We start from the raw sequence: 11,930 nt of genomic DNA on the forward strand, positions 1-11,930 counted from the left end.
CCCGGCCGGCCCGGTCGCCGTCGGCTCAGCCATCGCCGGCCACCGGGACGAACCGCACCCGGACCCCGGGGGCGAGCAGCGCGGCCGGCTCCCGGTCGAGGTCCCAGAGCACGGTGGCGGTCCGGCCCAGCAGCTGCCAGCCGCCGGGCGAGGAGCGCGGGTAGACGCCGGTGTACGGGCCGGCCAGCGCGACCGAGCCGGCCGGGACGGAGCTGCGCGGGGTGGCCCGCCGGGGCACCCCGTACCCGTCGGGCAGGCCGGTCAGGTAGCCGAAGCCGGGGGCGAAGCCGCAGAAGGCGACCCGGTACTCGGGGGTGCTGTGGACCCGGACGGCGGCCTCGGGGGAGACGCCCCAGCCGGCCGCGACCTCGGCCAGGTCGGCGCCGTCGTAGCGGGTCGGGATCTCCACCAGCGGTCCGTCGGCCGGCGGGTGCCCGGCCAGGTCGAGACCGGCCAGCAGCCGGGCCAGTGACGGGCGGTCGGCGACCCCGTCCAGCAGCACGGTGCGGGCCGCCGGGACGATCTCGGTGACCGCCGGGAGCTCGGCCCGCCGGGCTGTCAGCAGGGCGTACAGCGCCGCCACCCGTTCGGCCGAGTCCAGCTCCACCAGCAGCGCGTCCTCCCCGACCCACCGGACCACCGGGCGCCCGGCCATCAGACGAAGGCCTCCACCCGCACCCCGGCGGAGGCCAGCGCCCCGCGGACCCGCCAGGCCAGCTGCGCCGCGCCCGGGGTGTCGCCGTGCACGCACAGCGAGCGGGCCGAGACGTCCACCAGCTCGCCGCCGACCGCGGTCACCTCGCCGTCCCGGGCGATGCTCACCGCGCGGGCGATGACCGTCTCCGGATCGTGCACCACGGCCTCCGGATCGCCCCGCGGGACGAGGGTGCCGGCCCAGGTGTAGGCGCGGTCGGCGAAAGCTTCCGTCACCACCGGCAGCCCCACCCCCTCGGCCACCGCCAGCAGCCGCGAGCCGGGCAGGCCGAGCACCGGCAGCGGGCCGTCGCACACCGCCCCGGCCCGCAGCACGCCGGAGACCACCGCCTCCGCCTGCTCGCTGTCCTGCACCACCCGGTTGTAGAGCGCGCCGTGCGGTTTCACGTAGGAGACCCGGGAGCCGGCCGCGCGGGCGAAGACCTGGAGGGCGCCGATCTGGTACGCGATCTCGTCGGCCAGCTCCTCGGGCGGCACGTCCATCGCCCGGCGGCCGAAGCCGGCCAGGTCCCGGTAGGAGACCTGGGCGCCGATCCGCACCCCGCGTTCGGCGGCCAGGGCGCAGACCCGGCGCATCGTGGACGGGTCGCCGGCGTGGAAGCCGCACGCCACGTTGGCGCTGGTCACCACGGACAACAGTGCCTCGTCGTCCGTCAGTGTCCACCGCCCGAACCCCTCACCGAGGTCCGCGTTGAGATCGATCACCGTCTCGGCCACGCCTGCCCGCCTCCCAGCAGCTCCTGCGCCGATCGTAGAGCCTGCGCGGCGCCGCGTTGACGCAGGATCAGCGGCGGGCCGGGCGCGCCCCGCGAGCGGCGTGGCGCGCCCGGCCGGGGTCAGGCCGCCGGGGCCGCCGGGCCGCTCCCGAGCGCCTGCGCCCACTCCAGCCGGCGGATGCCGCGGAGCACGAGGAGCAGCGGCAGCACGCCGATGACGCCGAACGACATGTCGACGAATCGCCAGTACAGCGGGATGCCGCGGAGCGGGCCGCAGATCAGTGCCAGCGGGATGATCCCGGCGCAGGCCAGCACGGCCCAGCGGATCACCCAGACGTTGCGCACCGGGTCCTTGAGCGGCCCCCAGAAGGCGGCGGCGATCACCAGGTGGGCGAAGGCCAGCCAGTCGGTGCCGTAGGCGAGGAAGGGGTAGCGGGCGTTGGTCTCGGCCACGCCGCGGCCGACCCGCCCGGTCCAGTCGGCCAGCGCCGGGAAGTGGTCGCCGAGCGGGCCGCCGCCGACCGCGTCGGCCAGCCAGCGGGTCTCGGTCTCCAGCGGGAAGGCGGTCAGGCCGCTCAGCACCAGGCACACGATGAAGATCCACAGCCAGCGCCGCACGTTCCGGCGCAGCTGCTCCGGGTTGTCCGCCATGTTCCACGTCCCCAGCTCGACGGCTCGGCCGGGGAGGCTCCCCGACCTGCTCGGGATGACCCTAGAGGTAAAATTGAACATGTTCAACATTGCTTCGGAGAAGGGTCAACCGGTACATCAGGGCTCGTTTCGGCCCTTGTCGGTGCGAACCTCTAAAGTTGTCCACCGTGACCGCCATCGCAGACCAGCCCGCCGACCAGCAGCTCCGGCCGCCCGCCGCGGCCGCGCGGCCCGCGCCCGGGCCCGCCGCCGACGAGGGGCTGGCCCGCCGCCTCAAGGCCCTGGCCTGCACCGCGCCGCTGCACGACCTCGACAGCCGCAAGGTCAACCTGGCGGGGGAGTACGGCTCGTACACCATGGCCGAGGTCGGCCTGGCCGCGATCGACCTGGTCACGCTCAACATGGACTTCGACACCGGCGCCGACCGCGACATAGTGCTCGGCCGCCTGCTGCCCCGGATCGCCGCGCAGAACCCCGGCCGGGCCACCGCCGAGCACGAGCGGGTGGCCCGCTGGGTGCTGGAGTCGCTGATCAACGTCGGCAGCGTCGACCGCGGCTTCCGCGCCGTCTACGGCACCTTCGCCCCCGACGGCGGCTACGTCCGGCGCGACTACGACTTCAAGCTGATCGAGGAGGTCCCCGGGCCCGACGGCGGCGTCTACCTGCGCACCACCGACGAGGCGGTCAACGTCCTGGTCGGCGCGCTCGACACCGACGTCACCTCCGCCCAGATCGCCGCCGAGGTGAAGCTGGAGGTGCTGATCCGGCGCGGCCGCCTCGCCGACGCCCAGCTCGCCGCCGAGCAGGCCCGCTACCGCACCGTCCAGTACGCCGAGACGCTGCGCCGCGCCCTGGAGGCCACCCGGCGCAACGTGCGGGCGGTCGACTGGATGGAGACCGTCCCGGACCTGATCGACGAGGCGCTCGACCACATCGCCGACCGCTACCGGCACGAGAACGCGATCCTCACCAACATCCGCAAGGCCCGGGACGAGACCGAGGAGCCGGAGCACAAGCGCCGCGCCGCCGAGCTGGTCGACATCGTCAAGGACTGCATCCGCCGCCACACCCAGCTGCAGACCCGGCTGCTGGAGGCCGGCCCGCTGTTCCGCGCCGAGCAGGACCGGCAGGCCTTCGCCACCCCCGGCGCCCGCAGCGGCATCGACCTGTACGGGCACCTGCTCGCCCCGCTGCTGGAGCTCCCGGTCGCCCGCGCGACCCGGCCCACCGACGCCTTCTTCGCCCGCGGCGCCGGCCTGCGCACCCCCGTCTCGGTGCGGGTCGCCGACCTGGTCGACCTGCTGCTCACCCCGCCCGTCGAGCGCGAGCACCTGGGCGCCGAGCTGCCCGAACCGGACCTGGTGGCCACCCCCGACGACAGCCGCTTCTCCGAGGCCCAGCTGGAGGCGGCCCTCGACCTGCTCGACCTCCCCGCGGACGCCCCGCGCCGACTCTCCGGCCTGCTCGCCGACGCCCGCCGCCAGGACCCGGACCTCCCCTACCTGGTCGCCCTGCTGGCCGTGCACGCCGCCAGCCCCCCGGTCGGCACCGCCTACCGACAGGGCGAGGAACGCCTCCTGTTCGCCGTCGACGACGGCGCCCGCCTCGACGACCCGGAGTTCGGCGGCGCCGACCTGATCGTCGGCAGCGCCCTCCTCGACGCCGCGGGCATGGCGGCCGACCGCAAGGAGGCCGGCTGATGCCCGCCGCGCCGGCCCCCGGCCCCCGGCCGTCCCCGTCCCGCACCGAAGCCTCCCCCTCCCGCACCAAGGAGCCCCGCCCGTGATGACCGCGCACGACACGGCCTGGCCCCCCGAGAGCGCGCCCGCCGCGCCCGCCGCCCTCACCCCGGCCGATGTCGCCGACGCCGCCCGGCTGGTCTCCTTCGGCCTCCAGGCCAAGCTGCTCCCGGCCCGGGACGCCGAGTACGCCGAGCTGGTCCGCCGCCACCGGGAGGACCCGGGCTTCGCCCGGATCGCCGACGCGGTCGCCACCGGCATGGGCCTGGTGGTGCTGGAGGTGTCGCCGCGGGCCGGCATGGCCGTCGCCGCCGCCGAGGACTCGGTCTTCGCCGTCCGGATGGGCGACTACTCGCGCCGGGCCGCCTCCGAGTCCACCGACCGCTTCCTGCACGGCCTGGCCCACCTCGCGGTCGCCGCGCTCGCCTTCCCCCGCCCCGAGGACCTCGCCGACGAGGGCTACCTCGGCCGGGTCACCGTCAACGGCGTGGACGCGTTCGTCCGGCAGGCCTGCCGCCGCCTGGAGGAGCGCGCCGAGGCCGAGGGCGCCAACTCCGACCCGGCCAGCGACGCACCGGGCCTGGAGGCCGCCTGGCGGGTCTGGGCCCGCCGTTCGGCCACCGGCGCCACCAAGGACGCCCGCCGGCTGGCCGGCTCCACCATCGGCATCATCTCCAAGGCGGTGCTCTTCCTGGTCGACTCCGGCTTCCTGCAGAAGACCTCCGACGACGCCGGCGGCACCTACCGCACCACCGCCCGCTACCAGCTCCAGGTCCGCGACCTGGCCGGCAGCGCCGCGATGGCGGAACTCACCGACCTGGGCGTGGTCCCGGTCACCGACGGCACCCCGACCCTCCTGCCGCCCGACCACTCCGACGACCTGGTCGCCGACGCGGGCCTGCCCTTCCACTCGCTCTGACCCCGGCCCGGCCCCCACCCGGCCGAGCGCCTGCGCCCCTGCTACCGACCCCCGCCCTCTGGAGAACCGCCGCACATGTACGAGCTCAACCGGGTCCGCCTGTACTCGATCGGACCGGCCGGCGCCCGCTACGCCGACACGGTGCTCGACCTGCGCGGCGTAGGCGAGCCGGTGGCCGAGCCCCGGCCGCAGCAGATCGGGCTGTTCGGCGAGGAGCCGGAGGGCCCGCAGCGCCGGCCCGCGCCCGCCGGCGTGCTGTTCCTGGAGAACGGCGGCGGCAAGTCCGTCCTGCTGAAGCTGATCTTCTCGGTGATGCTGCCGGGCCACCGCAACACCCTGGGCGGCGCCAGCTCGGGCGTGCTGCGCAAGTTCCTGCTCGCCGACGACTGCGGCCACGTCGCCCTGGAGTGGCAGCACACCGTCACCGGCGAGCTGATCGTGGTCGGCAAGGTCAGCGAGTGGCGCGGGCGCCAAGTCTCCTCCGACCCGCGGAAGTTCGCCGAGACCTGGTACTCCTTCCGCCCCGGCCCCGGCCTCACCCTCGACTCCCTGCCGGTCGCCGAACGGCCCAGCCTCGGCCCCGACAGCAGGGCCCGCGGCCGGCGCCGCACCATGAAGGGCTTCCGCGACTCGCTCACCGAGGCCGGCAAGACCCACCCGCACCTCGACCTGGTCTTCGAGGACATCCACGACCGCTGGAACGAGCACCTCGGCGAGCTCGGCCTCGACCCCGAACTCTTCCGCTACCAGCGCGAGATGAACGCGGACGAGGGCGAGGCGGCCGGCCTGTTCGCGGTCAAGCACGACTCCGACTTCACCGACCTGCTGCTGCGCGCCGTCACCGACACCCGCGACACCGACGGCCTGGCCGACCTGGTGCACGGCTTCGCCGCCAAGCTCGGCCGCCGCTCCGAGCTCACCGCCGAACGGGACTTCACCGCCGGCTCGGTCGAACTCCTGGAGCGGATCGTCGAGTCCACCGCCGCCCGCGAAGGCGTCCGGGAGAGCCACCGCACCGCCGAGCGACGCACCCGCCGGCTCGCCCAGGCGCTCTCCGCCCGGGCGGCCGTCGAGCGCGACCGGGCGCACGACCTGGCCATCGAGGTGGCCGCCGCCGCGAGCGCGGTCACCGCCGCCGAGGCCGACCGCACCCGGCACTCCCTGATCACCGCCGAACTCACCTACCGGCACGCCGCCCTGGGGCTGGCCGCCGCCACCGGCGAGGCCGCCGGCCTGCGCCGGGAGCTGACCGAGGCCCGCACCCTGCACTCCGCCTGGCAGGCCGCCGAGGCCGTGCTGCGCCAGCGCGCCGCCGCCGACCGGGCCGCCCGGGTCGCCGTCGCGATCCGCGAGGCCGAGCTGGACGCCGCCCCGGCCCTCGCCGCCCGGGCCCAGGCCGCCGGCGCCCTGGCCCGCGCCCTGGAGACGGCCGCGCTCGCCGCCGAGACCCGGGCCGACCAGGAGGAGCTGCGCGCCGGCGAGCTCCAGGAGGACGGCTCCGCCGCCCAGGCCGAGGCCACCGCCGCCGCCACCGCCGCCCAGAAGGCCCGCAGCGAGGCCGAGCACCTGCGCCAGCGGCTCGCCGAGGTGGAGCAGGAGACCGCCGCGGCCGTCGAGGCCGGCTGGATCGACCCGACCGCCGACGAACCGGACCCGGCCCGCGCCGCGCTGCACGCCGCCGACGCCGAGAAGGCCGCCACCGAGGCCCTCGGACAGGCCAGGGGCGTCGCCGAGCAGTCCGCCGCCCGGGTCCGGGAGGCCGCCGCCGCCGAGGCCAGGGCCGAGCTCGCCGCCGCCCGCGCCACCGACGCCAGGGCCGCCGCCGACCGCGCGCTGGCCGCCGAGCAGCGCACCGCCGCGCTGCTCGCCGCCGAACCCCGGCTCGCCGACCTGCTCGCGCTGACCCCCTACCAGGAGGGCGGCGAGGAGCCGGAGGGCTTCCTCACCCCGCGCCTGCTGGACGCCAACGCCGAGGCGCTGCGCGACCAGCTCGACCAGGCGGTGGCGACCGCCGAGCGCACCCTGTTCGACCTGCGCACCGCCGCCGCGGACGACTCCCGGATCCTGGCCGCGCTCGGCGACGGCGGCCTGCTGCCGCCCGGCCCCGACGTGCTCGCCACCGTCGAACACCTCGGCGAGCAGGGCATCCCCGCGCTGCCCGGCTGGCGCTACCTCGCCCAGTCCGTCGACCCGGCCGACCACGAGGCGATCCTGGCCGCCCGTCCCGAGCTGGTGGACGGCGTGGTGGTCACCGACCCGTCCTCGCTGGACCGCGCCCGGCAGGCGCTGCAGGCGGCCGCCCTGCTGCCCCGCTCCACGGTGGCCGTCGGCACCGCCGCGGCCCTGATCGCCCCGATCGAGGCCGAACCGGCCTTCTTCCTGGTGCCGCCCAACCCGGCGATGCACGACGAGCGCGCCGCCGACGACGAGCGCCGCGAGCTGCGCACCCGGGCCACCGCCCGCGAGGAGCACATCCGCGAACTCGCCGCCCGGCTCGGCGGCGACCGGGCGCTGGCCGCCCGGCTTGCCTCCTGGCACACCCAGTGCCCGCCCGGCACCCTCGCCGAGCTCGCCGATGCCGCCCGCGCCGCCGCCGAGCAGGCCGAGACCGCCGCTGCCCGGCTCGCCACCGTGCGCGCCGACCACGCCGAGGCCGAGACCGACCACGCCGCGGCCGCCACCCGGCACGAGGAGCTGCGGGAGGCCGCCCAGCAGGCCCGCCGCTCCGCCGACGCGCTGGCCGGGCTCGCCTTCCGGCTGCGCGAGCGCGCCAACTGGACCCGCCGCCAGCGCGAACTCGCCGAGGACACCGCCGAGTGCGAGCGCCGCCAGCAGCTGTGCGCCGAGCGCGCCCGCACCTGCGACGAGGACCGCCGGGCCGCCCAGCGCGCCGCCGACGACGCCCGCCGCACCGCCCGCACCCTGCGCGCCGAGCGCGCGGAACTCGCCGTCCTCGCCGAGGACGCCCCGGAGCCGGCCGCGCCCACCGCCTCGCTGCCCGCCCTGCGCGAGTCCTACCGGGCGGCCTCCCAGCTGTACGAGAAGGTCGGCGTCGGCGCCGACCTGCGCGCCGAGCAGGCCCGCGCCGAGGGCGACGAGGCGGCCGCCGCGACCGAGCTCGACCGGCTCACCAACAAGGTCCGTACCCGCGCCGAGGAGCTGCTCGCCAGCCCCGACGGCGCCGACGGCCCGGCCCGCCAGGCCGCGGCGAGCCGCGCCGAGGAGCTGGTCGCCACCATCGAGGCCCGCTCCGCCGCGGCCAGCGAGCAGCTCGGCCGGCTGCGCGGCGAGGCCGAACGCTCCGCCCCCGCGAACGGCGAGTCGCACACCGAGCTGCCCGAGGAGCTGGTCCCGGCCGACCCCGAGCACGCCCAGGTCCTGCTGCGCACCGCCACCGGCCGGCTGGCCGAGCGCCGCGAGCGGGTCGACGCGGCCCGTACCGACCACGCCGACCTGCAGCGCACCCTGGAGAGCGCCCAGGCGGCCACCACGGACTTCGACGAGCTCGCCGCCCAGCTCCGGGACGGGCTGCGCGACCACACCGAGGAGCCCGAGCAGCCCGCCGAGCCCTACCCCGGCGGCCTGGCCGGCGCCCGCAGCGCCGCCACCGACACCCGGCGCGCCCTGCGCACCGCCGCCACCGAGCTGACCGGCGCCGAGATCGCCGTCCGGGACGCCTCCGACGCGCTGGTCCGGCACGCCAACGCGGCCCGCTACGAGGCCGTGCGCACCCCCGCCCGGCACCAGATCCGCGAGCTGCCGGCCGCCGCGCTGCCCGACCACGCCGCCGCCTGGGCGGCCGCCTTCGCCCCGCGGCTGCGGGTGCTCACCGACGAGCTCGCCCAGCTGGAGCGCAACCGCAGCAGCATCGTGGACCGGCTGCGCGGCCTGGTGGAGTCCTCGCTGGCCACGCTGCGCGCCGCCCAGCGGCTGTCCCGGCTCCCCGAGGGACTGGGGGAGTGGTCCGGCCAGGAGTTCCTGCGGATCCGCTTCGAGGACCCGGACCAGACCGTGCTGTCCGAGCGCCTCGGCGAGGTCATCGACGAGGCCACCCGGGCCGCCGTCCGCAAGAACAGCGACCTGCGCCGGGACGGCATGTCGCTGCTGCTGCGCGGGGTCGCCGCCGCGATCGGCCCCAAGGGCGTCGGGGTGGAGATCCTCAAGCCGGACGCGGTGCTGCGCGCCGAGCGGGTCAGCGTCGGCCAGATGTCCGACGTCTTCTCGGGCGGCCAGCTGCTCACCGCGGCGATCGCGCTGTACTGCACGATGGCCGCGCTGCGCGCCAACGACCGGGGCCAGTCCCAGCTGCGGCACGCCGGCACGCTCTTCCTGGACAACCCGATCGGCCGGGCGAACGCCACCTACCTGCTGGAGCTCCAGCGGGCCGTGGCGGACGCCCTCGGCGTCCAGCTGATCTACACCACCGGGCTGTTCGACACCACGGCGCTGGCCGAGTTCCCGCTGGTGATCCGGCTGCGCAACGACGCCGACCTGCGGGCCGGCCTGAAGTACATCTCGGTGGAGGAGCACCTGCGCCCGGGCCTGCCGGCCGCGCCGGACCCGGACGGCCCCGCCGTCCACGGCGAGATCACCGCCACCCGGATGTTCAAGCGCCCGGCGGAGGTGCCCGCCCCGGTCGAGGACTGACCGCCGCCGTCGGCGTCAGAGCGGCCCCGCGCAGATCACCGTGGTCAGCAGCGAGCGCCGGCCGCCGCTGAGCTCGAACTCCACGGCGGTGGACGCCGGGCAGCTGTCCGACTGGCCGCGCGCGGCCAGCCCCTTGGTGAAGCGCCTGGTCACCCGGTACTCCGGCGCGTGGTCCCCGGTGCCGTCGCAGCGCGCCTCGTCGGCCTTGCGCCCGCCGTCGCTCGCCGTGGAGGTGTACAGGCAGTCGCCCTCGACGATCCGCAGGCCGCCGCCCATGCCCGGGTCCCCGGGGTGGCTGCCGCCGGTGTAGCGCAGGCAGGCGTACGCGTTCTGCCCGGAGGTGTGGGCGCCGGTCGACCGGTACAGGTTGTTCAGCAGGTCGAGGGCGAAATCGGTGTCGTCCGCGCAGATGGACCCGAAGCTGTCCTCGGCCTCCACCGCCGGGATCGGCTCGCTGCGCGCGGTCACCTTCGCGACGACCAGCGCCTCCGAGCAGTCGGCGGCCGCGAGGGCGATGCCCTGGCTGCCGTCGCTGCCCAGGTTGGTGGTCGGCTTCGCGCACTGGCCGACCGCGAAGTAGCCGGCCTCCACCGAGCGGGTGGCGGCCGGGCTGGGCGCGGGGGCGGCCCGGCCCGTGGTCGCGGCGGCGCTCCCGACGGCGCTCTCCGTGGCGCTCGGCCGGTCCGACGGCGCCGGGGCCGTCGGACCGGCCGAGTCGCACCCGGCGAGCAGCGCCGCCACCGCGGCCAGGGCGACGGCCCAGCCCCGCGCCGCCTGCCCTCCGGATGCTCCGGATCGATCCTTCATGGCGAGCCCCTCCCTGCCGCACGATCCCAGAGTATGAGCGTAGGTGAATGACTGACGGTCCGTCATGGATTCGGGCTGATCGGCGGTCGGCCGAGGAGCAGGGCGTGCGCGGTGTCCGTCCGCTCGGGGCCGGTCGCCAGGTCGGCGCAGATCAGCAGCACCTCGTCGGCCTCCTCCAGCGCCAGCAGACGGCCGGCCAGCGCCAGCCCCTCCCGCAGCCGGTCGCCGAGCGGGGTGATCGACAGCATCGGGCCGGCCAGCCCCCAGCGGGCCGCCAGCTCGCCGAGCGCGGCCGTCGGCGCGGACTGGAAGAGCAGCGGCTTCGCCACCTGCGCGCGCTGCCGGACGGCCTCGGCCACCGCGGCGGCGGTGGGCTCGTCGGCGCGCAGCGAGGAGAGCAGCACCGCCGTCCGCTCGCCGACGGCGGCCGGCGCCGGCGCCTCGCGGTGGCGCTGCCGCAGGCACGCCTCGGCCACGGCGACCACCAGCGGCGGGAACCGGGAGTGCAGGAACCGCCCCTGCTCGAGCCCGCCCCGCGGCGCCCCGGGCGGTGGCCAGCGGGCCTCGGCGAGCACGGCGGGGCGGGGGCGTCCGTGATCGGTCACACGGCCTCCAGCAGCAGGGCGGTGCAGGTGCCGCCGAACCCGGCGCTCAGGCTGAGCGCGTGGCGTGCCGGGGCCGGTCGGGGCCGGTCGAGGACCAGGTCCAGCGGGCAGTCCGGGTCCGCCGCGAGGTGGCCGGCGTTGACCGGCAGCAGGCTGTGCCGCAGGGCCAGCGCGCAGACCGCGAGTTCGACCATGCCGGCGGCGATCAGGCAGTGGCCGTGCAGCGCCTTGGTCGAGCTGACCGGCACGCGGTGCGCGTACGGGCCGAGGGCCGCCCGCAGCCCGGCCGCCTCGCTGGGGTCGAACCGCGGGGTCGCGGTGGCGTGGGCGTTCACGTAGCCGATCGCCTCGGGCGCGAGGCCGGCCCGGCGCAGGGCGGCGGTGGCGGCGCGGGCGATGCCGAGCCCCTGCGGGTGCGGGCGGGCGACGTGGTGCGCGTCGCCCGCCTGCCCCCAGCCGGCCAGTGCGACCAGCGGGACGGCGCCGCGCCGGCGGGCCTCCCCGGCGCTCTCGAGGACCAGTGCGCCGGCGCCGTCGCCGAGCACCGGGCCCTGCCGGCCCAGGCTGAACGGGCGGGCGATCCCGTCCGGGGCCAGCACCCCGGCGCTGTCGAAGGAGGCGAAGCTCCCGGCGTCCACCAACTGCCCGGCCGCCACCACCACGCGGGGGTGCTCGCCGAGCACGAGCAGCGCGGCGGCGTCCGCGACCGCCGAACCGGCCGCGGCGCAGGCGTTGGTGTGGATCCGCTGCAGGCCGAGCAGCCCGCAGGCGGCGGCCAGTCCGGCGGTGGCCCGGTCCACCGGGCCGGTCGGATGGCGGGCCAGCAGCAAGGGCGTGCGGGCGCGCTGATCGACCGTCAATCCGGCCTGGGCGCAGGCCTGTTCGATCAGGACGGCCAGCTCGTCGGTGAGGTCGGGGTGCCCCGGCACGGTGGCGGCGTACCGGGCGCGGCGCGCGCCGACGTCGAACCTGGTCACGGGGGTGCGGGCCGGCGCTCCGCCCAGCAGCCCCGCCCACAGCTGCTCGGCCCCCCGCCCGTAGGCCGTCAGGGTGGCCAGCCCGGTGATCACCGGCATCCGCCCGCCCCCTCGCGGGCGGTCGCGGGGAGCGGACGCGGGCCGATCTCGATGAG

9 protein-coding genes are annotated in these 11,930 nt (G+C 77.1%); 3 read left to right on the forward strand and 6 right to left on the reverse strand.

What is annotated here, in order from left to right; genetic code table 11:
- Positions 1 to 25: 25 nt before the first annotated feature.
- The 3 genes from ABT014_RS24685 to ABT014_RS24695 form a co-directional block, all read right to left on the reverse strand.
- Complete coding sequence (locus ABT014_RS24685; RefSeq protein WP_350641282.1) at positions 26 to 655, reverse strand: 5-oxoprolinase subunit B family protein; 630 nt, start codon at positions 653 to 655, stop codon at positions 26 to 28.
- Positions 655 to 1,431, reverse strand: a complete 777-nt coding sequence (locus tag ABT014_RS24690) for a LamB/YcsF family protein (protein ID WP_350641283.1) — start codon at positions 1,429 to 1,431, stop codon at positions 655 to 657. Before ABT014_RS24690 ends, ABT014_RS24685 begins: the two co-directional genes overlap by 1 nt.
- 119 nt (positions 1,432 to 1,550) lie before the next feature.
- Complete coding sequence (locus tag ABT014_RS24695) at positions 1,551 to 2,081, reverse strand: hypothetical protein (protein ID WP_350641284.1); 531 nt, start codon at positions 2,079 to 2,081, stop codon at positions 1,551 to 1,553.
- 167 nt (positions 2,082 to 2,248) lie between these two features.
- Between ABT014_RS24695 and ABT014_RS24700 the strand changes: the two genes are divergently transcribed.
- The 3 genes from ABT014_RS24700 (at position 2,249) to ABT014_RS24710 (ending at position 9,386) form a co-directional block, all read left to right on the forward strand.
- Positions 2,249 to 3,781 carry a hypothetical protein gene (locus ABT014_RS24700; RefSeq protein ID WP_502895091.1) on the forward strand — a complete coding sequence of 511 codons (1,533 nt, stop codon included), beginning with the start codon at positions 2,249 to 2,251 and terminating at the stop codon, positions 3,779 to 3,781.
- An 85-nt stretch (positions 3,782 to 3,866) separates the two neighbouring features.
- Complete coding sequence (locus tag ABT014_RS24705; protein WP_350641286.1) at positions 3,867 to 4,739, forward strand: hypothetical protein; 873 nt, start codon at positions 3,867 to 3,869, stop codon at positions 4,737 to 4,739.
- 75 nt (positions 4,740 to 4,814) lie between these two features.
- Positions 4,815 to 9,386: a hypothetical protein gene (locus ABT014_RS24710; RefSeq protein WP_350641287.1), complete on the forward strand. Its 4,572-nt coding sequence runs from the start codon at positions 4,815 to 4,817 to the stop codon at positions 9,384 to 9,386.
- Between the two features lie 15 nt (positions 9,387 to 9,401).
- Here ABT014_RS24710 and ABT014_RS24715 read toward each other — a convergent pair whose 3' ends face one another.
- The 3 genes from ABT014_RS24715 to ABT014_RS24725 all read right to left on the reverse strand — a co-directional run bounded on the left by ABT014_RS24715 (position 9,402) and on the right by ABT014_RS24725 (position 11,874).
- Complete coding sequence (locus tag ABT014_RS24715) at positions 9,402 to 10,193, reverse strand: hypothetical protein (protein ID WP_350641288.1); 792 nt, start codon at positions 10,191 to 10,193, stop codon at positions 9,402 to 9,404.
- A gap of 62 nt (positions 10,194 to 10,255) precedes the next feature.
- Entirely contained in the window at positions 10,256 to 10,798 is a 543-nt protein-coding gene (locus ABT014_RS24720) for a hypothetical protein (protein ID WP_350641289.1), read from the reverse strand.
- The gene (locus tag ABT014_RS24725) at positions 10,795 to 11,874 is read right to left on the reverse strand and encodes a beta-ketoacyl-[acyl-carrier-protein] synthase family protein (RefSeq protein ID WP_350641290.1); all 1,080 of its coding nucleotides are present in this window, start codon (positions 11,872 to 11,874) and stop codon (positions 10,795 to 10,797) included. Before ABT014_RS24725 ends, ABT014_RS24720 begins: the two co-directional genes overlap by 4 nt.
- Positions 11,875 to 11,930 lie beyond the last annotated feature (56 nt).

The organism is Kitasatospora sp. NPDC094015 (assembly GCF_040304075.1).
GTDB lineage: Bacteria > Actinomycetota > Actinomycetes > Streptomycetales > Streptomycetaceae > Kitasatospora.

Bases quoted from the DNA above. Each gene is read 5' to 3' on its own strand.
- ABT014_RS24710 (WP_350641287.1), top strand. From the start codon at position 4,815: ATGTACGAGCTCAACCGGGTCCGCCTGTACTCGATCGGACCGGCCGGC.
- ABT014_RS24685 (WP_350641282.1), bottom strand. From the start codon at position 655: ATGGCCGGGCGCCCGGTGGTCCGGTGGGTCGGGGAGGACGCGCTGCTG.
- ABT014_RS24725 (WP_350641290.1), bottom strand. From the start codon at position 11,874: ATGCCGGTGATCACCGGGCTGGCCACCCTGACGGCCTACGGGCGGGGG.
- ABT014_RS24695 (WP_350641284.1), bottom strand. From the start codon at position 2,081: ATGGCGGACAACCCGGAGCAGCTGCGCCGGAACGTGCGGCGCTGGCTG.
- ABT014_RS24705 (WP_350641286.1), top strand. From the start codon at position 3,867: ATGACCGCGCACGACACGGCCTGGCCCCCCGAGAGCGCGCCCGCCGCG.
- ABT014_RS24715 (WP_350641288.1), bottom strand. From the start codon at position 10,193: ATGAAGGATCGATCCGGAGCATCCGGAGGGCAGGCGGCGCGGGGCTGG.